The sequence below is a fragment of the Myceligenerans cantabricum genome, from assembly GCF_054777735.1.
Map to the genome: position 1 here is coordinate 1 of NZ_BAAHAJ010000010.1, position 20,462 is coordinate 20,462.

The 20,462-nt window shown below is 73.8% G+C and carries 17 protein-coding genes; 14 read left to right on the forward strand and 3 right to left on the reverse strand.

Features of this window, described 5'->3' with window-relative positions:
• Nucleotides 1-198: 198 nt before the first annotated feature.
• Nucleotides 199-1,188 (reverse strand): aldo/keto reductase, encoded by a 990-nt coding sequence (locus tag ACYU96_RS14265; protein ID WP_460754688.1) that lies wholly within the window; start codon nucleotides 1,186-1,188, stop codon nucleotides 199-201.
• A gap of 64 nt (nucleotides 1,189-1,252) precedes the next feature.
• Between ACYU96_RS14265 and ACYU96_RS14270 the strand changes: the two genes are divergently transcribed.
• The 7 genes from ACYU96_RS14270 to ACYU96_RS14300 all read left to right on the forward strand — a co-directional run bounded on the left by ACYU96_RS14270 (nucleotide 1,253) and on the right by ACYU96_RS14300 (nucleotide 10,605).
• Nucleotides 1,253-1,663: a MerR family transcriptional regulator gene (locus tag ACYU96_RS14270; RefSeq protein WP_460754691.1), complete on the forward strand. Its 411-nt coding sequence runs from the start codon at nucleotides 1,253-1,255 to the stop codon at nucleotides 1,661-1,663.
• A 133-nt stretch (nucleotides 1,664-1,796) separates the two neighbouring features.
• A complete protein-coding gene (locus tag ACYU96_RS14275; protein ID WP_460754693.1) occupies nucleotides 1,797-2,549 on the forward strand; it encodes an IclR family transcriptional regulator in 753 nt (250 codons plus the stop codon).
• 58 nt (nucleotides 2,550-2,607) lie between these two features.
• Nucleotides 2,608-4,194, forward strand: coding sequence for a malate synthase A (gene aceB, locus ACYU96_RS14280; RefSeq protein WP_460754696.1), 1,587 nt, complete (start codon nucleotides 2,608-2,610; stop codon nucleotides 4,192-4,194).
• A gap of 77 nt (nucleotides 4,195-4,271) precedes the next feature.
• Nucleotides 4,272-5,786: an FAD-linked oxidase C-terminal domain-containing protein gene (locus ACYU96_RS14285; RefSeq protein ID WP_460754699.1), complete on the forward strand. Its 1,515-nt coding sequence runs from the start codon at nucleotides 4,272-4,274 to the stop codon at nucleotides 5,784-5,786.
• Nucleotides 5,786-7,201 (forward strand): FAD-binding oxidoreductase, encoded by a 1,416-nt coding sequence (locus ACYU96_RS14290; RefSeq protein ID WP_460754702.1) that lies wholly within the window; start codon nucleotides 5,786-5,788, stop codon nucleotides 7,199-7,201. The genes ACYU96_RS14285 and ACYU96_RS14290 overlap by 1 nt, the downstream gene beginning before the upstream one ends.
• Nucleotides 7,201-8,571 (forward strand): heterodisulfide reductase-related iron-sulfur binding cluster, encoded by a 1,371-nt coding sequence (locus ACYU96_RS14295; protein ID WP_460754705.1) that lies wholly within the window; start codon nucleotides 7,201-7,203, stop codon nucleotides 8,569-8,571. Before ACYU96_RS14290 ends, ACYU96_RS14295 begins: the two co-directional genes overlap by 1 nt.
• Before the next feature lie 219 nt (nucleotides 8,572-8,790).
• Nucleotides 8,791-10,605 carry an L-lactate permease gene (locus tag ACYU96_RS14300; protein ID WP_460754709.1) on the forward strand — a complete coding sequence of 605 codons (1,815 nt, stop codon included), beginning with the start codon at nucleotides 8,791-8,793 and terminating at the stop codon, nucleotides 10,603-10,605.
• Nucleotides 10,606-10,831: 226 nt separating this feature from the next.
• On the opposite strand, the gene ACYU96_RS14305 is transcribed toward ACYU96_RS14300, so the two are convergent.
• Nucleotides 10,832-12,139 carry a hypothetical protein gene (locus ACYU96_RS14305; RefSeq protein WP_460754712.1) on the reverse strand — a complete coding sequence of 436 codons (1,308 nt, stop codon included), beginning with the start codon at nucleotides 12,137-12,139 and terminating at the stop codon, nucleotides 10,832-10,834.
• 78 nt (nucleotides 12,140-12,217) lie between these two features.
• On the opposite strand from ACYU96_RS14305, the gene ACYU96_RS14310 reads away from it, so the two are divergent.
• Nucleotides 12,218-13,432 carry a hypothetical protein gene (locus tag ACYU96_RS14310; RefSeq protein ID WP_460754715.1) on the forward strand — a complete coding sequence of 405 codons (1,215 nt, stop codon included), beginning with the start codon at nucleotides 12,218-12,220 and terminating at the stop codon, nucleotides 13,430-13,432.
• Entirely contained in the window at nucleotides 13,429-14,430 is a 1,002-nt protein-coding gene (locus ACYU96_RS14315) for an HAD-IIA family hydrolase (RefSeq protein ID WP_460754718.1), read from the forward strand. Before ACYU96_RS14310 ends, ACYU96_RS14315 begins: the two co-directional genes overlap by 4 nt.
• A gap of 56 nt (nucleotides 14,431-14,486) precedes the next feature.
• Here ACYU96_RS14315 and ACYU96_RS14320 read toward each other — a convergent pair whose 3' ends face one another.
• Nucleotides 14,487-14,837 (reverse strand): hypothetical protein, encoded by a 351-nt coding sequence (locus ACYU96_RS14320; RefSeq protein ID WP_460754720.1) that lies wholly within the window; start codon nucleotides 14,835-14,837, stop codon nucleotides 14,487-14,489.
• 540 nt (nucleotides 14,838-15,377) lie between these two features.
• On the opposite strand from ACYU96_RS14320, the gene ACYU96_RS14325 reads away from it, so the two are divergent.
• Genes ACYU96_RS14325 through steA form a run of 5 tightly spaced genes read left to right on the forward strand, consistent with a single transcriptional unit; the run spans nucleotide 15,378 to nucleotide 20,412 of the window.
• Nucleotides 15,378-15,620, forward strand: coding sequence for a hypothetical protein (locus ACYU96_RS14325; protein ID WP_460754723.1), 243 nt, complete (start codon nucleotides 15,378-15,380; stop codon nucleotides 15,618-15,620).
• A gap of 14 nt (nucleotides 15,621-15,634) precedes the next feature.
• On the forward strand, nucleotides 15,635-16,486 hold the full coding sequence (locus ACYU96_RS14330; protein ID WP_460754726.1) for a TlyA family RNA methyltransferase: 852 nt from the start codon (nucleotides 15,635-15,637) through the stop codon (nucleotides 16,484-16,486).
• On the forward strand, nucleotides 16,483-17,412 hold the full coding sequence (locus ACYU96_RS14335; protein WP_460754728.1) for an NAD kinase: 930 nt from the start codon (nucleotides 16,483-16,485) through the stop codon (nucleotides 17,410-17,412). The genes ACYU96_RS14330 and ACYU96_RS14335 overlap by 4 nt, the downstream gene beginning before the upstream one ends.
• 1 nt (nucleotide 17,413) lies before the next feature.
• Complete coding sequence (gene recN, locus ACYU96_RS14340; RefSeq protein WP_460754731.1) at nucleotides 17,414-19,207, forward strand: DNA repair protein RecN; 1,794 nt, start codon at nucleotides 17,414-17,416, stop codon at nucleotides 19,205-19,207.
• Between the two features lie 5 nt (nucleotides 19,208-19,212).
• Nucleotides 19,213-20,412 carry a putative cytokinetic ring protein SteA gene (steA, locus tag ACYU96_RS14345; protein WP_460754734.1) on the forward strand — a complete coding sequence of 400 codons (1,200 nt, stop codon included), beginning with the start codon at nucleotides 19,213-19,215 and terminating at the stop codon, nucleotides 20,410-20,412.
• The last annotated feature ends 50 nt before the right edge of the window (nucleotides 20,413-20,462 follow it).

The following is a 20,462-nucleotide window of genomic DNA, read 5'->3' on the forward strand; positions in this document are numbered from 1 at the left end:
GAGTAGGACGCCGCCGGACCCCACTTCACAGGAAGCCCTCAAACACCAGTTTGAGGGCTTCCTCCATTTACGTACGCGGTTCACACACACGCGCCTCGCACACACGGGCCGGAGCCCCTTGCACCACAACCGGTACAAGGGGCTCCGGCCCATCGTGCTGCCCCAGGCCAGACAGACCCCCAGCCAGCACCCCGAACCTCACCCCACCTCGCGTTCCGGCACGCGGTCTTCGTCCAGCGCCGGCGTGAGCGGCTCGACGGCGTCGAGGCTCGCGCGGACGTCGTCGGGCAGGACGGTCCTGACCGCGAGGACTGCCGCCTCGAGCTGTTCGGGCCTGCTGCCGCCGAGGATCGGACGGACCACGGGGTCGTGGCCGGCGAGCCACGCCAGCACCGTCTGGCCGCGCGTGAGGCCGACGCCTTCAGCGGCCGCGGCGAGCGCGGCGAGGCGGCGGGTCGTGCCCGGGTGGTCGAACACCTCAGGGACGGCCTTGGCGGGGTTGTCGTACGCGCCGGACAGGACCGGCGTGTACGCCCAGATCTCGAGGCCGTCGGTGGCGGCGAGATCGAGATGCTCGTCGTCGAGGAACCCGAACCGGTGCTCCGCACTCGGCGTGCCGGGCCGCGGGTGCACGTACGAGTAGCTGTGCTGGAGGGCGCTCACCGGCGTGGCGCCCCGTCCGAGAGCCTGTGCCCGGGCGGCCGCGACCTGCCACGCAGGGTGGTTCGACATGCCGAGACGTCCGGCGAGACCGTCGTCGGACAGGCTGGAGAGGGTGTCGGCGACGTCCTCGATGGGGACCGTCCGGTCCTCCATGTGTGCCCAGGCGAGGTCGACATGGTCGGTGCGGAGGCGTCCGAGGCTGCGTTCGAGCTGGGTGCGTACCGCCGTGCGCCCCAGGCCGGTGCGCGACGCCGGCCACCTGCCTGCCGTCACGGGCTCGGCGCCGAACTTCGTGGAGATCCGGACGCGGTCCCGCATGCCGGGCCGGGCGGCGAGCCAGCGGCCGAGCACCTCCTCGCTCTGGCCGCCGTAGCCGGAGCCGCTGTCCCAGAAGGCGTAGCAGTCGGCGGTGTCGATCCAGGTGCCGCCGGCGTCGACGAACTGGTCGAGCAGGCGGAACGCGGTGGGCTCGTCGACGGTCGTGCCGAACTTCATGGCCCCGAGGGCCAGGTTCATCGTGTCCATGGCAGCAGCGTCGTACCTGGAGCCCGCTCCAGGTCAAGGGCGGGTGGAGCGGCATGATGGACACATGACGGAGACCGCGAACGCACGGACCGGCTACACCCCGGCGGAGGCCGCGGCCGAGTCGGGGTTCAGCATCGACACCCTGCGCTACTACGAGCGCGAGGGCCTGCTCACACCGATCGCGCGCACACCCGGCGGACGCCGGACGTATACCGAGGCGGACCTCGGTTGGCTCGCACTGGTGCGGTGCCTGCGTGACACGGGCATGTCGATCGCCGACCTGAAGCGCTACGCCGAGCTGTGCCTGGACGCGTCCACCATGGACGAACGCCTCGCGCTCCTGCAGGCCCACGACGACCGTGTCCAGGAGCAGGTGGACCTGCTGGTCGCGCAGCAGCGGCGCCTGCGGGAGAAGATCGGCTGGTACCTCGCCAACGGCGCCACGACGGCCGAGCGGGAACGCGCCGGCGAGTAGCGGCCGCGCCGCCGCCCCTGCCGTCTCCCGGCAGTACCTTGCCGCGAAGAGGCCGGTTCCAGGCTGTGGAATCCTGGTTCTGGTCCGCGGGCATCTCCGCGAACGATCAGTCGACGGAGACCGGAGGCCTCACGTGGCAAGCAGCACCGGCGGTGTGCAGACCGTCGAGCGGGCGATCGACCTGCTCGAGATCATGACGGATCTCGGGGGCGACGCGACCCTGAGCGAGCTCAGCGAACGCAGCGGGCTCCCGCTGCCGACGATCCACCGGCTGCTGCGCACCCTGGTACAGCGGGGGTACGCGCGTCAGATGCCGTCGCGGCGGTACGCGCTCGGGGCGGGCGTGCTGCGACTCGCGGACGCTGCCGGCAAGCAGCTCGGGGCCGTCGCCCGCCCTTCTCTCGAACAGGTCGCTGCCACGCTCGGCGAGACCGCGAACCTCGCGATGCTCGACCACGAGATGGCCGTGTACGTGGCGCAGGCGTCGTCCACGCACTCCATGCGGATGTTCACCGAGGTGGGGCGCCGGGTGCACCTGCACTGCACCGGTGTGGGGAAGATGCTGCTCGCCGCGCTGCCCGAGGCGCAGGTCCGGCAGATCGCGCAGCGCACGGGGCTGCCGGCCGCCACCGAGCACTCCATCACCGATGTCGGCGCACTGGTCGCCGAGCTGGGCCGGATCCGCGAGCGCGGGTACGCGATCGACGACGGTGAGCAGGAGATCGGCGTGCGCTGCTTCGCGGTGGCGGTCCCGGGAGCGCCCCTGGCCACGGCGCTGTCGGCGTCGGGCCCGGCGGCGCGGGTGACGCCGGAGTTCGCCGACGACGCCGTCCCCGTCCTGCGCGAGGAGGCGGCGAAGGTGGGCGACCGGCTCGCGGGGCGCTAGACTTTCCACGATCAGGACATCAACTTCCGCATATCGGAAAAGCAAGGAGAGTGTCGACGTGGAGACTCCGGACGGCATCGAGATCACCGGCGAGATCGGCGAGCGGTACGAGGAGGTGCTCACCCCTGCCGCGCTGGAGCTGCTCGTCAGGCTGCACCGCGAGCTGGCGGACCGCCGGCTCGAGCTCCTGGAGGCGCGCGAGCGCCGCGTCGAGCACCTGGCGAACGGCGGCACCCTGGGCTTCCTCGAGGAGACGCGCAGCATCCGCGAGGACGACTCGTGGCGCGTCGCGGACCCCGCCCCCGGCATCGTGGACCGCCGGGTGGAGATCACCGGACCCACGGACCGCAAGATGACGATCAACGCGCTGAACAGCGGCGCCAAGGTGTGGCTCGCGGACCAGGAGGACGCGAACACCCCGCGGTGGACGTCGGTGGTGGGCGGTCAGCTCAACCTGCTCGACGCGATCAACCGCACCGTCGACTTCACGGCCGAGAACGGCAAGACGTACGCGCTCAAGCCGGACGCCGAGCTCGCCACCATCGTCATGCGCCCGCGCGGCTGGCACCTGCCGGAGAAGCACCTCCTGGTGGACGGGCGGGAGACGTCGGGCTCGCTGGTGGACTTCGCGCTGTACCTCGCCACGGCGGGCCTGCGGCAGTTCGCCAAGGGCCAGGGCCCCTACTTCTACCTGCCGAAGATCGAGTCCTCCCTGGAGGCGCGGCTCTGGAACGACGCGTTCGTCCTGGCGCAGGACTACCTCGGGATCCCGCAGGGCACGATCCGCGCCACGGTGCTCATCGAGACCTACCCGGCAGCCTTCGAGATGGAGGAGATCCTCTACGAGCTGCGGGACCACTCCGCCGGCCTGAACGCGGGCCGCTGGGACTTCATGTTCTCGGTCATCAAGTCGTTCCGGACGCGCGGTACCGAGTTCATGCTCCCGGACCGCAACGCCGTGACGATGACCGTCCCCTTCATGCGCGCCTACACGGAGCTGCTCGTCAGGACGTGCCACAAGCGCGGCGCGCACGCCATCGGCGGCATGGCGGCGTTCATCCCGAGCAAGGACGAGGAGGCGAACGCCACGGCGTTCGCCAAGGTGCGCGACGACAAGACCCGCGAGGCCGGTGACGGGTTCGACGGTTCCTGGGTGGCGCACCCCGGCATGGTCGAGCTGTGCAAGGAGGTCTTCACCGACGTCCTCGGCGAGCGGCCGAACCAGATCGACCGCACCCGCGACGACGTCGAGGTGACGGCCGAGCAGCTTCTGGACGTGGCCGCGACCCCGGGCGACGTCACGGAGGCCGGTCTGCGGAACAACGTGTCCGTCGGCATCCAGTACCTGCGTGCCTGGCTGGGCGGACTCGGCGCCGTGGCGATCTTCGACCTCATGGAGGACGCCGCGACCGCCGAGATCTCCCGCTCGCAGGTGTGGCAGTGGCTGCACAACGCCGTGACGCTCGCGGACACGGGCCGCACGGTCACCACCGAGCTCGTGCACGAGATCGTCGCGGAGGAGATCGCGAAGCTGCCCGGCGACGCCGCGGACTACGAGGCGGCGAAGCAGACGTTCCTCGAGGTCGCCGTCGCCGACGAGTACGCCGACTTCCTCACGCTCCCGGCGTACCGTCGTATGGAGTGACCATGGACCGTGCATGATGGACGACGCCGGTCGTGCGGCCGGCGTCCTCCATCGTGGTGAGCAACGAGGAGGTTGCGATGCCGGACGGCACACCCGACAACACACCTGACGGCACACCCGACAGCACGGCCGACGGCCGGCTCCGGGCCGTCGCCGCCGACCTGGGCGCGGTGCTCCGGGGCGAGCAGGTCATCACGGACCACGCGCGCCGGCGGACGTATGAGTGCGACGGGCTCGCCGCCTATCGCGTGGTGCCGGGACTCGTCGTCCTGGCGCGGGGTGCGGACGACGTCGCCGCCGCCGTCCGGGCCTGCGCCGCGCATCGCGTGCCGTTCGTGGCGCGCGGGTCGGGCACGGGCCTGTCCGGCGGGGCGCTGCCGCACTCCGAGGGCGTGCTCGTGGTGATGTCGCAGATGCGCGACATCCGCGAGATCGACGCGGCCACCCAGCGTGCCGTCGTCGACCCCGGGGTCATCAATCTGCAGCTCACGGGTGTGGCAAGCCTTGACGGGCACTACTTCGCGCCCGACCCCTCGAGCCAGTCCGTGTGCTCGATCGGCGGGAACGTCGCGGAGAACTCCGGCGGCGCGCACTGCCTCAAGTACGGGTTCACCACCAACCACGTCACCGGGCTGGACCTCGTCACCCCTGCCGGCGCGCTCGTCGAGATCGGTGGCAAGGCGCCCGACCCGCCCGGCTACGACCTGCTCGGCGCGCTCGTGGGCAGCGAGGGCACCCTCGGCATCGTCACCTCGGCCACGGTGCGCCTCACGCGGCTGCCGCAGGAGGTCCGCACCATCCTGGCCGCGTTCCGCACGGTCGACGACGCCGGCGCCGCGACCTCCGCGATCATCGCGGCCGGGGTGATTCCCGCCGCGATCGAGATGATGGACGCCCTCGCGATCGAGGCCGCCGAGGAGGCGGTGCACTGCGGCTACCCGGCGGGCGCGGGCGCTGTGCTCGTGGCCGAGCTCGACGGGCACGCGGCGGACGTGGCCGGCGAGTTCGACGACGTCGTGCGGCTGTGCGAGGCCAGCGGCGCGTTCGAGGTCCGGGTCGCCGCCGACGACGCCGAGCGGGCGCTCGTCTGGAAGGGGCGCAAGTCCGCGTTCGCCGCGGTGGGGCGGATCAGCCCCGACTACATCGTGCAGGACGGCGTCATCCCGCGCACCGCGCTGCCGCAGGTGCTGCGGCGCATCGCCGAGCTCGGGGACGACGCCGGGGTGCGGGTGGCGAACGTGTTCCACGCGGGGGACGGCAACCTGCACCCGCTCGTGCTGTTCGACGGAGCGCAGGACGGCGCCGTGGAGCGGGCCGAGGAGGTCGCGGGCGGGATCCTCGACCTGTGCCTCGAGCACGGCGGCTCCATCACCGGGGAGCACGGCGTCGGCGCGGACAAGGCGAAGCACATGCCGCGCATGTTCACCGCCGACGACCTCGCCGTGATGCAGGCCGTGCGCTGCGCCTTCGACCCGGAGACGCTCTCCAACCCCGGCAAGGTCTTCCCGACACCACGCCTGTGCGGGGAGCGCCCCGGGCGGAAGCAGGGGGAGCATCCGTTGTCCGCGACCGGCGTGGCGGAGGTGTTCTGATGACGGCGCACGACCAGGCGCCCCGGCACGGGGCCGGGGCCGGGCAGGGCGGCCCGCCGGACCTGGACCGGCTGGCCCAGGTGCTGCGACCGGTGGATGCCGCCGGCGGGGTGCGTGAGGCGGGGCCTGGCGACGTCGTGGACGGCGTGCCCGCCGCCGTCGTGGCGCGGCCGACGTCCGCCGCGGGCGTGGCCGCCGTGCTGGCCGAGGCCAGGTCACAGGGTCTGGCGACCGTGGCCCGCGGCGCCGGGACGGCGCTGGACTGGGCCGCGCCGCCCGAGCGGGCCGACCTGATCCTCGACACGACCGGGCTGGACGGGCTCGTCGAGCACGGTGCCGGGGACCTCGTCGTGGTCGCCGAGGGCGGCCTGCCCGTCGAGGAGCTGCTGGGGATCGTGGGCGCGGCCGGGCAGGAGCTCGTCGTCGACCTCCCGCCCACGCGGCTCGCAGGTGGGTCGACGGTCGGCGGCGCGCTGGCGACCGGTGCGTCCGGTCCCCGGCGCCTCCAGCGCGGCGCGCTGCGGGACCTGGTCCTGGGAGCGACCGTGGTGCTGGCCGACGGCACGGTCGCCGCGAGCGGGGGCAAGGTCGTCAAGAACGTCGCAGGATACGACCTGGCCAAGCTCATGACCGGCTCGTACGGCACGCTCGGGGTGATAGTGCGGGCCGCGTTCCGGCTGCACCCGGTCCGGCCCGCGCGCCTCTGGGTGGTCGCGAGCGGCCGGTTGCCCGACGTCGCGGCGCGCGCCCGGGACGTGGTCACCTCGCAGCTCGCGCCCGCCGCCGTGGAGCTCGACCGGCCGGCCGGCTCCGGCGAGGCCACCGTCGCGGTCCTGCTGGAGGGCCAGGAGGCCGCCGTCGTGCGGCGTGCCCGGGAGGCGGCCCTGCTGACCGGCGGCGACGTGCGGACCGAGCCGCCCGCCTGGTGGGGCCTGCTGCCCGACGACGGGCCGGGTGCGGGCCGCCCCGGCACCCCGGTCCTCGCCAGGGCGACCGCGACGCTCACGGGAGTGGCCGGGCTGCTGGCCACGGCACGAGACGCGGAGGAGGCGCACGGGGTCGGCGTCGCGCTGCGCGGCAGCGCGGCCGGCGTGCTGCACGTCGCCGTCGGCGGGCCGGTCGGCGCCCGCCGGGACAGCGCCACCGCGCCGGCCGGCGCTGCCCCGGCCGGCGCGGGCCGGGCGGGGGACGGTGGGCGCGATGCCGCCGCGGTGGCCGCCGTCGTCCGCGAGCTGCGAGGGGTCGCGGCCTCGCCGCGGGACGGGACGGTGACCGTGCTGCGGGCACCGCGGGACGTGCGCGAGGCCGTGGACGTGTGGGGGCCCGTGGGCGGGCTCGACCTGATGCGGGCGGTCAAGCACCGGCTGGATCCCGGGCGGAACCTCGCGCCCGGGCGGTTCGTGGGAGGAATCTGATGAGCGAGACGAAGCCGGACCTGCTCGGGGCGTTCGACGCCGGTCGCGTCGGGGCGTTCGACGGGCACCGCCCGCCGTCGCGCGAGCTCGTCGACGACTGCGTGCACTGCGGGTTCTGCCTGCCCGCGTGCCCCACCTACACCCTGTGGGGCGAGGAGATGGACTCGCCGCGCGGGCGCATCCACCTCATGAAGCAGGGGCTGGAGGGGGAGCCGATGTCGGCGTCGCTGGTGCAGCACGTCGACGCGTGCCTGGGGTGCATGGCGTGCGTGACCGCCTGCCCGTCGGGCGTGCAGTACGACAAGCTCGTCGAGGCGACGCGGGCGCAGGTGGAGCGGCGCGGGTCGGGGCACCGGACGCGGTGGCAACGACTGGTGCGGGCGGGGATCTTCGCGCTGTTCCCGCACCCGCGGCGGCTGCGGGCCGTGCGACCGCTGCTGGCGCTGTACCAGCGCAGCGGGCTGTCGCGGCTGGTGCGGCCGCTGCTGGCGCGTGTCTCGCCCACGCTGGAGGCGATGGAGTCCGTGGCACCGCCCATCGCGCCGCGCGAGCCGGTGGCGCCGCTGACCCGGGCGTCGGGCACGCGGCGGACGACGGTCGGGATGCTGCTCGGGTGCGTGCAGCGGGAGTTCTTCCCCGGGGTCAACGCCGCCACGGTGCGGGTGCTCGCGGCGGAGGGGTGCGACGTCGTCGTCCCCGCTGAGCAGGGATGCTGCGGGGCGCTGTCCGTGCACTCGGGGCGCGAGGCCGAAGGTCTCGACTACGCGCGGGCGCTCGTGGACGCGTTCTCGGACGCCGGGGTGGAGCGGGTGGTGGTGAACTCCGCCGGCTGCGGCTCCACGATGAAGGAGTACGCGGACCTGCTGGCCGACGACCCGGCCTACGCCCTCCGGGCGGCCGAGTTCGCCGCGACGGTGCGGGACGTCTCGGAGATCCTGGACGAGCTCGGACCCGTGGCGCCGCGCTACCCGGTCGACGTGACCGTCGCGTACCACGACGCCTGCCACCTGTCCCACGCGCAGCGGGTGCGCTCGCAGCCGCGGGGGTTGCTGGCCGCGATACCCGGGCTGACGGTGCGGGAGATCGCGGAGGGGGACATGTGCTGCGGGTCGGCCGGGATCTACAACCTGACCAACCCGGAACCGGCGCGCGAGCTGGGAGACCGGAAGGCGGCGAACGTCGCCGCGACGGGCGCGGAGCTGCTGGTCACGTCGAATCCCGGGTGCTCCATGCAGATCGCCGCGGCGCTGGGCCGGGACGGGCGCCCGATGGCCGCGGCGCACCTGATCCAGGTGCTGGACGTGTCGCTGCGCGGGGTGGGGCGCGACGCCCTGGTCGGGCCCGGGGCGGTGGCGCCCGGTACGGCGTGAGGGACGGCAGGGACACCACGGCGGGAGACTCGGCACGACGTGCGGGACGACGGCACGACGTGCGGGACGGGTGAGGGCACGGCCGGGAGAAGCCCGGCTCAGGGGGCTCCCGTCAGCGGTGCTGTGGTGCTAGGTTCATACCGCTACATGGATTGATAATTCCGACATGTGAAAACGGTACGGATCTACCCGGCAACGATGCCGGACCTGGAGCCACCCATGAACCTCGGCGTACTCGCGCTTCTGGCAACCCTCCCCATCCTCGTCGTCGGCGCCCTCCTGATCGGACTGCGCTGGTCCGCTCGGAACGCCATGCCCGTCGGACTCGTCGTCATCATCGTCGTCGCCCTGACCGCCTGGCAGATGCCCGTCGTGACCATCGCCGCGTCGGTGGTCCAGGGGCTGCTCATCGCGATCGGGCTGCTCTGGATCATCTTCGGCGCACTGCTGATGCTCGAGACCATCACCAAGTCCGGCGCTCTCGCCTCGATCCGTGCCGGCTTCACGTCGATCAGCCCCGACCGGCGCGTCCAGGTGATCATCATCGCCTGGCTCTTCGGGTCGTTCATCGAGGGCGCCGCCGGGTTCGGCACGCCTGCCGCCGTCGTCGCGCCCCTGCTGCTCGCGCTCGGCTTCCCTGCCATGGCCGCCGTCATGGCCGGGCTCGTCATCCAGTCCACGCCCGTCAGCTTCGGCGCCGTCGGCACCCCTATGCTCACCGGCCTCGGCACCGGCCTGGCCGACGCCGACGGGCAGCCCGTGGCCGGCGTCGCCGCCCGCGAGGCCGAGCTCGGGCTCGACCACCTCGGCTTCGTCGCGCACACCGCGACCCAGGTCGCGACGCTGCACGCTGTCGCCGGCGTGCTCATCCCGCTGTTCATGGTCACGATGATGTGCGGGTTCTTCGGCGAGAAGCGCAGCTTCCGCGCCGGGCTCGCCGTCTGGCCGTTCGCCGTCTACGCGGCGCTCGCGATGATCGTGCCGTACCTCGCGGTGGCATACCTGCTCGGGCCGGAGTTCCCGGCGCTGCTCGGCGGGTTCGTCGGCCTGGTGCTCGTGATGTTCACGTCGTCCAAGGGCTTCCTCATGCCGAAGGACGTGTGGGACTTCCCGCCGCGGGAGCGCTGGTCCGACCGGTGGATGGGGACCGTCGACCCGGCGAAGGAGGCCGCCGGCCTGACGAAGAAGATGTCGCTCCCGCTCGCCTGGACGCCGTACCTCGTGGTGGCGGCGCTGCTCCTGATCACGCGGAACATTCCCGCGATCAAGGAGTTCCTCACCGGTCCCGCCGTGCTCGAGGTCCAGGACATCTTCGGCACCGGGATCGGGCAGAACATGGACCTGCTGTACTCGCCCGGCGCGATCTTCCTGCTCGCCTGCCTGATCACCTATGTGCTGCACGGGATGAAGCGTGACCAGATCGCCGCGTCGTGGAAGGTGGCGGGCGGCCAGCTCGGCGCCGCGGCCGTGGCACTGGTGTTCGCGCTGCCGCTCGTGCGCATCTTCATCAACTCCGGGCCCGACCTCAACGGGGCCGGCCTCGACTCGATGCCGATCACCCTGGCGCAGGCCGCCGCCGACCTCGGCGGGTCGCAGTGGCCGCTGTTCGCGCCGTTCATCGGGGCACTGGGCGCGTTCGTCGCCGGGTCCAACACGGTGTCCAACATGACGTTCGCCCAGTTCCAGTTCGCCACCGGGGAGAACATCGGCGCGTCCTCGCCGGAGACGGTCGCGGCCTTGCAGGCGGTCGGCGGCGCGGCAGGGAACATGGTGGCGATCCACAACATCGTCGCGGCGTCGGCGACCGTCGGGCTCGTCGGGCGGGAAGGGGACCTGATCCGGAAGACCGTGATCCCGATGGTCTACTACTGCCTCACCACCGGCGCGGTGGGATACCTGTGGATCTTCGGCTTCGGGCTGAGCTCCGGCCTGTTCCTGCTGCTGGCCGTGATCGCGGCGCTGGTTCTCACGGCGGTGCGGCTGGTCCGCAAGCAGGACACCTGGAACCCGGACGTGGTCCGTCTGCGGACGTGACCGCGCGGGGTGGGGCCCGGCGCCCCGGGTGGCGCGCCCCGCCCCGCCCCGCCTCGGCCCCACCCCACCCCTGCCCCCGCCCCGCCCCGCCTCGGCCCCACCCCACCCCTGCCCCCGCCCCGCCCCGCCCCGGTGCGCAGGTGGCCGCTATTGGGGATGGGTTCACCAGGGTCTGACAGACCCCAAGGGACGCTTTGAATGGATTCGATCCCCTGATGAACGCGAGTCAGTAGCGGACGACGTGGATCACATCCGTGAGATGGGGTTGAGCGGGGACGGCGGGAGGGGCACGTGGGAGAATAGGCCTGCATCTGCCGTTGAGAGGACCATAGTGAACGATTCGCCCCGTGAGCAGGGGAACGACCGCGAGGACGACCGACCCGACCGCCACGGCCAGGGGCATCGGGGCCCCCGCCGGGACGACCGGGGGCACGGTGACCGGCCCCGGCGCGACTCCGGATCCGACCGGGGCCGTGACGAGCGCGGTGAGGGCGGTCGGCGCGACGGCGATCGGCGCGGTGGGTACGAGGGTCGTGACGGTGACCGGCGGGACGGCGGGTTCCGTGGGGGCGGTGACCGTCCGCGGCGTCGGTACGACGGTGATCGCGGACCGCGGCGTGACGACGACCGCGGCGGCGACCGTCCGCAGCGCGACGACCGTGGTCCGCGCCGTGACGACCGGGGCGGTTTTGGGGATCGTCGGGACGGCTTCCGGCGAGACGACCGCGGGTCCGGCGACCGGCCGCAGCGTCGCTACGACGACGGTCGCGGGCCGCGCCGGGACGACAGGGGACCCGGGGACCGGCGTGACTTCGGCGGCGACCGACGGCGGGACGACCAGCGCGGGCACGCGGCCCGGGACGATCGCCCGGACGGCGGGTTCCGGCGCGACGGCGATCGGCGCGGTGGGTACGAGGGTCGTGACGGTGACCGGCGGGACGGCGGGTTCCGTGGGGGCGGTGACCGTCCGCGGCGTCGGTACGACGGTGATCGCGGACCGCGGCGTGACGACGACCGCGGCGGCGACCGTCCGCAGCGCGACGATCGCGGCCCCCGTCGGGACGACCGTGGCCATGCCGACCGTCCGCACCGTGACGACCGTGGTCCGCGCCGTGACGACCGGGGCGGTTCCGGGGATCGTCGGGACGGCTTCGGGCGGGACGACCGCGGGTCCGGCGACCGGCCGCAGCGTCGCTACGACGACGGTCGCGGGCCGCGCCGTGACGACCGCGGTCCTGGTGGCCGCCCGCAGCGTGACGACCGTGGTCCGCGCCGTGACGACCGGGGTGGTCCCGGGGATCGTCGGGACGGTTCCCAGCGCGATGACCGGCGGGACGGGTTCCGCAGGGACGACCGGGCGCGTGACGAGCGCGGGGCACGGGGGGACCACCGGCACGGCGGCGACCGCCGGAGCGGGTTCGACCGCGGATCCCGTGGCGACGACCGCCGGGGTTTCCGGGACGACCGTGGGCCCCGCCGTGACGACCGTGGTCCGCGCCGTGACGACCGTGGTGGCGGCCGCGGCGACCGTCATGACGGCGCCCGGGACTTCCGTGACGAGCGGCGGGACGACCGCGCGGAGCGCGTCCCGGACCCGGAGATCGCCGAGGACGTGTCGATCGCCCAGCTCGACCGCGACGCGCGCGGCCGGATGCGCGGCTTGACCAAGGACAACGCGGAGCGGGTCGGACTGCACCTGATCATGGCCGGGCGCCTGCTCGACATCGACCCGGAGACCGCCTATCTGCACGCCCAGGCGGCGGTGCGCCGGGCGGGCAGGATCGACGTCGTGCGCGAGGCTGCCGGGCTGACCGCCTACCGCACCGGCCGCTTCGCCGAGGCGCTGCGTGAGCTGCGCACCGTCCGGCGGCTCAACGGCAGCTCGGAGCACCTGCCGCTCATGGCCGACGCTGAGCGCGGGCTCGGCCGGCCCGAGCGTGCGATCGCGCTCGCGGCGACGCCCGAGGCCGAGACCCTCGACGCGGACGGGCGCACGGAGCTGGCGATCGTGGTGTCGGGCGCGCGCAGCGACCTGGGCGAGCACGACGCCGCGCTGGCTGTGCTCGACAAGATCCCCGCCGGCGAGGCGCCCGGCGACCTCGGGCTGCGTGTCCTCCAGGCTCGAGCCGTCGCGCTGGAGAGCGCCGGCCGGGACGAGGAGGCCGAGGCGGTGCTGGCCGGTGTCGACCCCGAGGCGCTGGCGCGAGCCACCGGCGTCGCGGAACCGGACGAGGACGTCGTCGTCTACGACGTCTACGACGAGGAAGCGGACGCGGAGGACGACGGCGACCGCGACGGTGATGCCGACCGCGACGGCGAGGAACCCGCTGACCAGGTGGACGCGGCGGACGGCCGCGACGGTGATGCCGGCCGAGACCACGGGTACGACCGCGACGGCGACGAGGAACTCGCTGACGAGGCGGACGCGGGGGTCGAGGCCGCCGAGGACCCCGCACCAGCCGTGGACCACGGGACGATCGCGCAGGACCGCGAGGCTCCCGCCGACGACGTTCGGTCCGCGGACACGGGTGCCGTCGCCGCCGAGGCCGAGCCTCCGCACGGGGAGATCCCGGCCGACGTTCCGGAGCCGTCGGACGCGGAGGTCGAGGCGGAGGTCGCCGAGATCCTCGCGGAAGCCGGGATCGACGACGCGGACAGCGACGGCACGGCGCCGAGCACCGACGCGGACGACGTCGCAGACGGTGCGGCGGACGGCCAGGACGCCGGCCCTGACACCGGCGCCGACAGCCCGGCCGCCGCGGAGCCCGGTCGGCCGGACGCGGCCGCGCCCGGTCAGGGCGGCGCCGCCGGAGGGACCGCCGGATGAGCGGGCTGATCGGGAGCCCGGCGCCGCTGGCCGAGGCGTACGACCTCGCTCTCGTGGATCTCGACGGCGTCGCCTACCGCGGGCACCTGCCGATCGACCATGCCGCGACGAGCCTGACCGCGGCTCGGGACGGCGGCATGCCGCTGGTCTTCGTGACGAACAACGCGTCACGGGAGCCGGAGGAGGTCGCCGCACAGCTCACCGGTCTGGACATCCCGACCGACGCCGACGAGGTGATGACCGCCGCGCAGGCGTGCGCCACGTTGCTGCGCACGCGGCTGGAGCCCGGCGCGAAGGTGCTGGTCGTGGGCGGCAAGGGCCTGGTCACGGCAGTTCAGGCCGCCGGGTTCGAGGCGGTGTCGTCGGCGGACGACGCCCCGGACGCCGTCGCGCAGGGGTACGCCCCGCGGCTGGCGTGGGAGGACCTGGCCGAGGCGGCGTACGCCGTCGGGCGCGGTGCCTGGCACGTGGCGAGCAACCTCGACATGTCGCTGCCGACGGCGCGCGGGTTCGCGCCCGGCAACGGTGCGCTCGTGGGCGCGGTGTCCGCGGCGACGGGCGTCACGCCGTCGAGTGCGGGCAAGCCGGGGCCGGACATGTTCCGGATGGCGGTCGAGCGGTCCGGGGCCTCACGTCCCCTCGTGATCGGGGATCGGCTGGACACCGACCTGGCCGGAGCGCGTGCCGCCGGCTACCCGGGGCTGCACGTGCTGACCGGCGTGTCGACCGCGCGGGACGCGGTCCTGGCCGGGCCGGGGGAGCGGCCGTCGTTCCTCGGGGCCGACCTGCGCGCCCTGCTGGAGCCGCACCCGGAGCCGGTGCGCGACGGCGTGGTCTGGGTGTGCGGTGCCGCCTCCGCCCAGGTCACGGACGGCGTGCTGCGTCCGGTGACGGGCGAGGGCATCGACCTGGTGCGTGCGGCCTGCGCGGCGTCCTGGGCGGCGGCGGACACCGGCGAGGCGGTCACCCACGTGCCGGACCTCGACGTCCAGGGGTGACGCGTCCGCTCGGACGGGGTACACGGCACCGGCCGGTACCGTGCACCCGTCCGAGGTCAGGAACGGACCGTGCTGTCCGGGACGGGCCGTGCCGCGTGGAACGGGCCGTGGTGTCGGGAACGGACGGTGCGGGCCATGACCTCCTCGAAGATGAGGTCGGACTCGCGCAGCGTCAGCAGCCGTTGCAGACGGTCCTGCACGAACTCCTGGTCGTCGTGGATGGGCGCGAACCGGTCCAGCAGCAGCATCCCGGCGCTCGTGACGCGGGCGACGCCGTCGCTGGTGTCGACCACCTCCACGGCGCAGGCGCGGGAGAGGTCCTTCAGGTGCCGTCGGACGACCGTCTCGGAGTGATGCTCGTTCCTGGCAACGCTGCCGATGCTGCCGTGCCGTGCTAAGGATCGCAAGAATTGCCAGTGGCGGACGGTGATCTGGGGCTTGGCCAACGTCTCTCCCTCTCCATATCTTCTCGGGATGTCTCACGGGGATTGCGGGCGGCCGTTGCAATGACCGAGCGTAGGGGCATCAGGGGCGCACCGACAGGGCAACACTCGGTGAATTCTTGGCGGTTCCGCCGCAGGTCAGCCGTGTGCCGTGGGATCTCGGCGGTGACCTGGGCATACACCGACGGACGCCCGTCGGCATTCATTTAGGGGCGTGGACGCCGGTACGTCAAGCAATTCCGGCGCGTTGCCACCGCTTTTTTTCGGCGGGCCTTCGGTTGGTCTCCGGAGGCCCGAGTGCGGTAGGGCGCCGGCCGGGAGCCGGGAGCCGGGAGCCGGGAGCCGGGAGCCGGGAGCCGGGAGCCGGGAGCCGGGAGCCGGGAGCCGGGAGGTGCGGCGCCGCGCGCCGCGTCGGTCCGGTCGAGCGTGCCTGACGGGGCGCGCCAGGTACTGCAGGTACCGTGTTGTCGCAGCACTCCAGTCCGATGTGGAGAAGGGGATCGAGTGACCGACTCGTACGAGGTCGTGTCCGGCGGTGGCTGGGACGCGGACGAGCAGGCTTTCGCCGGTGCGCCCGTGATCGGTGCCGGGCCGGCGGACGGTCTCGCGGCGCCCGGCCCGGAGAGTCCCGTGGAGCGTGCCCTGACGGCCCTCGACGGGCTCGAGGACCTCCCGACGGGCGAGCACGTGGCGCGGTTCGAGCACGTGCACGACGCGCTGCGCACACACATGAGCGGTGACGCCTGACGGTGGTGGCGGTGATGACAGCACGGGCCCGCGTGGACGCCGAGCTGGTCCGGCGCGGCCTGGCACGCTCGCGGCGGCACGCCGCCGAGCTCGTGGCGTCCGGCCGGGTCTCGGTCGGCGGACTGCCGGTCGCCAAGCCGTCGACGGCGGTCGCGGGCGACGACGAGGTCACGGTGTCGCCCGGTGACGCGGGCGAGGCCGAGTACGCCTCCCGTGCCGGGCTGAAGCTCGCGGGCGCCCTCGACGTCCTGGACGCCGCGGGCCCTCGGATCTCCGGCAGATGGTGCGCGGACCTCGGGGCGTCCACCGGCGGGTTCACGGACGTGCTGCTGCGCCGCGGCGCGGAGCACGTCGTGGCGATCGACGTCGGGCACGGGCAGCTCGTGGAGCGGCTGCGGCGGGACGCGCGGGTCACCGTCGTCGAGGGCAGGAACGTCCGCGAGCTGGCGCCCGCCGACCTCGACCGCGCGCCCGACCTCGTCACCGGGGACCTCTCCTTCATCTCGCTCACCCTCGTGCTGCCCGCGGTCGCCGCGGTGCTGCGGCCGGGCGGGAGCGCGCTGCTGCTGGTCAAGCCACAGTTCGAGGTCGGGCGCGAGCGGCTCGGGCGGGGTGGCGTCGTGCGGGACCCGGCGCTGCACGCCGACGCGGTGACCTCCGTCGTCCGGGCCGCCGAGCACGCCGGGCTGCGCCTGCGCGGGATCGTCCCGAGCCCGTTGCCGGGCCCGAGCGGGAACCGCGAGTTCTTCGTGTGGCTCGCGACCGGCGACGGCGCCCCCGCCGCTGACGGCCGTGAGCTGGCCGCGGCGGTCTCTGCCGCCGTCGTCCCCGTACCTCCGGACCACGACGAGCGGGAGCAGGCATGACGCGGCGCGTACTGCTCGTGACGCACGGCGGGCGGCCCGCCGCCGTCGCCGCGACCACCGAGGCGGTGCACGAACTGAAGGCGGCCGGGTTCTCGCCCTCGCTGCACGACGACGCCCTCACCGAGGACTTCGGCGACCACATGGACACCACGCGGCTGCGCGAGGGCATCGCGGAGGCCGAGTTCGTCATGGTGCTCGGCGGGGACGGCACCATCCTGCGGGCCGCCGAGCTCACCCGCGGCACCGACGTGCCGCTGCTCGGCGTGAACCTCGGGCACGTGGGCTTCCTCGCGGAGTCGGAGCGCGAGGACCTGCACGCGGCCGTGGAGCGGCTCGCCGCGCGCGACTACACGGTCGAGCGGCGCGCGTGCGTCGGGGTCGACGTGCACCTGCCTGACGGCGGCGACGTGCTCTCCGGCTGGGCGCTCAACGAGGTGACGATCGAGAAGGGTCTCGGCGGGCGCATGCTGGAGGTCGGGGTGAGCGTGGACGGGCGGCCGCTGTCGTCGTTCGGCTGCGACGGCGTGGTGATGTCCACCGCGACCGGGTCGACGGCGCACGCGTTCTCCGGCGGCGGACCGGTGATCTGGCCGGACGTCGACGCCGTGCTGTTCGTCCCGCTGAGCGCGCACGCCCTGTTCGCCCGCCCCCTGGTGGTGGGCCCGCGCAACGAGATCGGCGTGCGGGTGCTGCCGACGTCGGCCGTGCCGGGCGTGCTCACCTGCGACGGCCGGCGGCGCATCGACGTACCGCAGGGGTCGAACGTGCTCGTGCAGCGGTCCGGCGAGATCCGGCTCGCGCGGCTGAACCAGGCGCCGTTCACCGACCGGCTCGTCTCGAAGTTCGACCTGCCCGTCGCGGGCTGGCGCGAGCGGGCGGTACGGTCTGATACATCCGGACAAACTTTCGAGCGGGGTGAGGAGTGACGTGCTCGAGGAGATCGCTATCGAGAACCTGGGCGTCATCCGCGGCGCCCGCGTGCCCCTGTCCGAGGGGCTGACCGTCATCACCGGTGAGACGGGCGCGGGCAAGACGATGGTGCTCACGGGCCTGAACCTGCTCATGGGCGGCAAGGCAGACCCGCGCTCGGTGCGCCCGGGCGCGGACCGGGCCGCCGTCGAGGGCAGGATCCGGGTGTCCGGCCACCCGACGGCCCGGGCACGCGTGGACGAGGCGGGCGGCGAGCTCGAGGACGACGGCACCGTCGTGGTGCTGCGCACCATCGCCGACGGCCGCTCCCGCGCCCACCTCGGCGGCCGCGCCGTGCCGCAGGGCGTGCTCGCGGAGATCGCGGACGACCTGGTCACCGTCCATGGTCAGGCCGAGCAGCTGCGGCTGCGCACGAGCGCCAAGCAGCGCGACGCGCTGGACGACTTCGCCGGCCCCGTCCACCAGCGGGTGCTCGCCGAGTACCGGACCGCCTGGTCGGAGCGGACCGGGCTGCTCGCGGAGATCACCGGGTCGGAGGCGAAGGCCGCCGAGCGTTCGCGCGAGGTCGAGCTGCTGCGCATCGGGCTCGAGGAGATCGAGCGGGTGGAGCCGCAGGCCGGTGAGGACACCGAGCTGGCGGCGCTGATCGAGCGGCTGTCCAACGCGGAGGGCCTGCGCGTCGCGGCCGGCGAGGCGCACCAGGCGATGGCCGGCGAGGACGAGACCGGTGCGCAGCAGAACGCGATCGCGCTGGTCGAGGCCGCCCGCCGCGCCCTGGAGGGCGGGGCGCCCTCCGACCCGGCCCTGGGCGAGCTCGCGACCCGGTTCGCCGAGGTCGGCTACCTGATCAACGACCTGGCCACCGACGTCGCCGCCTACCTGGACGACTTGCAGGCCGACCCGGGAGGCCTGGAGGCCGCGCACGCGCGCATGGCCGAGCTGACGGGCCTGACCCGGAGCTACGGCGAGACGATCGACGACGTGCTGCAGTGGGCGAGCGACGCCGGACTGCGGCTCCTCGACCTGGACGACGGCGGCGACCGCCTGGAGTCCATGCGGCAGCGCGTCGCGGAGCTGGACGAGGAGCTGGACCATCTGGCGGGCGTGCTGACCGAGGCGCGCACCACGGGTGCTGCCCAGCTCGCCGACGCCGTCACCACCGAGCTGCACGGTCTCGCGATGGGCGGCGCGCACCTCGAGGTCACCGTCGGCGAGGCCGAGGCGCTCGGCCCGTACGGGGCGGACCAGGTCACGATGCTGCTCGTGCCGCACCCGGGTGCCCCGCCACGCCCGCTGGGCAAGGGCGCCTCGGGCGGTGAGCTGTCCCGCGTGATGCTCGCCCTGGAGGTGGCGCTCGCCACGTCGCCGCACAAGCAGGCGGCCTCCGGCGGTGCGGAGACCGGGACGGACGGCGACGCCGCGGCGCTGCGGCGGACGTTCGTGTTCGACGAGGTCGACGCCGGTGTCGGCGGACGGGCCGCGGTCGAGGTGGGCCGCCGCCTGGCGCAGCTCGGCCGCACCACGCAGGTGGTGGTCGTGACGCACCTCGCACAGGTCGCCGCGTTCGGCGACGCCCACCTCGTGGTGACGAAGTCGACCGCCGAGACAGGTGGTTCGACCAGCGACGACGCCGATTCCGACGACGGGATGATCACGGTCACCGGTGTGCGGGAGGTCACGGACGAGGGCCGTGTCGTCGAGCTCGCGCGGATGCTCTCGGGCCAGGACGACTCCGAGACCGCGCGCCGGCACGCCCTGGAGCTCCTGGAGTCGTCAGTCGTGGGACGATAAGGCGGATGAAGCTCATCCTGACCCGGACCGGCAGGCCCGACGAGGCGCCGCGGACGGACCCCGAGGGCCCTGTCACCGGACCCGCACGCGTCGGTACGCGGACCAAGGAGCTGACCGGCCGCCTGTCTCCGGGCGACGTCGCCGTCATCGACCACGTGGACATCGACCGCGTCGCCGGCGACGCGCTCGTGGCCGCGCGGCCGGCCGCCGTCCTGAACGCCGCCCGCTCGATCTCCGGCCGGTACCCCAACACGGGCCCCAGCATCCTGCTGGAGGCCGGCATCCCCCTGATCGACGACCTGGGGCCCGCCGTCATGGCCCTCGAGGAGCGCACGCCGCTCGAGATCGTCGACGGCCAGGTGGTCGCCGCCGGCGAGGTCGTCGCCAAGGGCGAGCGGCAGACCGTCGCATCCCTCCAGGAGGCGCTGACCGCCGCCCGCGAGGGACTGTCGGTCGAGATCGAGCGCTTCGCCGAGAACACCATGACGTACCTGCGCCGCGAGCGTGACCTGCTGCTCGACGGCGTCGGAGTCCCGGAGATCCGCACCCCGGTCGCCGGCCGGCACGTGCTCATCGTCGTACGCGGCTACCACTACCGCGAGGACCTCGCGATGCTGCGCTCGTACGTCAAGGAGAACCGCCCGGTCCTCATCGGCGTCGACGGCGGCGCCGACGCGATCATCGACGAGGGCTGGAAGCCCGACCTGATCGTCGGGGACATGGACTCCGTCTCCGACAGCGCGCTGTCCAGCGGCGCCGAGGTCGTGGTGCACGCCTACCGCGACGGCAAGGCGCCCGGCCTGGACCGGGTGCGGGAGCTCGGCGTCGACCCCGTGGTCTTCCCCGCGACGGGGACCAGCGAGGACATCACGATGCTCCTCGCGGACGACAAGGGCGCCGAGCTCATCGTGGCCGTCGGCACCCACGCCACCCTCGTCGAGTTCCTCGACAAGGGGCGCGCCGGGATGGCGTCCACGTTCCTGACCCGGCTGCGGGTGGGCGGCAAGCTCATCGACGCGAAGGGCGTCTCCCGGCTGTACCGCACCCGGATCTCCAACACCCAGCTCACACTGCTGTCTCTCGCGGGCGTGTCCGCCGTGCTGGCCGCGCTCGGCGCGACATCGGCCGGGCAGACGTTCTTCGGCATCCTGGGCGCGCGCTTCGACGACCTCTGGTCATGGGTGGGTAGCCTGTTCGGCGGCTGACCGTCACCGAGCCCGTCCACCGTTCACCTCCGCTACGGCGGACGGCAGCC

Excerpts from the sequence above, each read along its gene's own strand:
- ACYU96_RS14330 (WP_460754726.1), top strand. The coding sequence starts at position 15,635 with ATGACAGCACGGGCCCGCGTGGACGCCGAGCTGGTCCGGCGCGGCCTG.
- ACYU96_RS14335 (WP_460754728.1), top strand. The coding sequence starts at position 16,483 with ATGACGCGGCGCGTACTGCTCGTGACGCACGGCGGGCGGCCCGCCGCC.
- ACYU96_RS14270 (WP_460754691.1), top strand. The coding sequence starts at position 1,253 with ATGACGGAGACCGCGAACGCACGGACCGGCTACACCCCGGCGGAGGCC.
- ACYU96_RS14290 (WP_460754702.1), top strand. The coding sequence starts at position 5,786 with ATGACGGCGCACGACCAGGCGCCCCGGCACGGGGCCGGGGCCGGGCAG.
- ACYU96_RS14305 (WP_460754712.1), bottom strand. The coding sequence starts at position 12,139 with ATGACGGTCGCCGCGGCCGCCACCACGGTCGTCACGGCGCGGACCACG.
- ACYU96_RS14295 (WP_460754705.1), top strand. The coding sequence starts at position 7,201 with ATGAGCGAGACGAAGCCGGACCTGCTCGGGGCGTTCGACGCCGGTCGC.
- ACYU96_RS14285 (WP_460754699.1), top strand. The coding sequence starts at position 4,272 with ATGCCGGACGGCACACCCGACAACACACCTGACGGCACACCCGACAGC.
- ACYU96_RS14300 (WP_460754709.1), top strand. The coding sequence starts at position 8,791 with ATGAACCTCGGCGTACTCGCGCTTCTGGCAACCCTCCCCATCCTCGTC.
- ACYU96_RS14265 (WP_460754688.1), bottom strand. The coding sequence starts at position 1,188 with ATGGACACGATGAACCTGGCCCTCGGGGCCATGAAGTTCGGCACGACC.
- steA (WP_460754734.1), top strand. The coding sequence starts at position 19,213 with ATGAAGCTCATCCTGACCCGGACCGGCAGGCCCGACGAGGCGCCGCGG.
- ACYU96_RS14315 (WP_460754718.1), top strand. The coding sequence starts at position 13,429 with ATGAGCGGGCTGATCGGGAGCCCGGCGCCGCTGGCCGAGGCGTACGAC.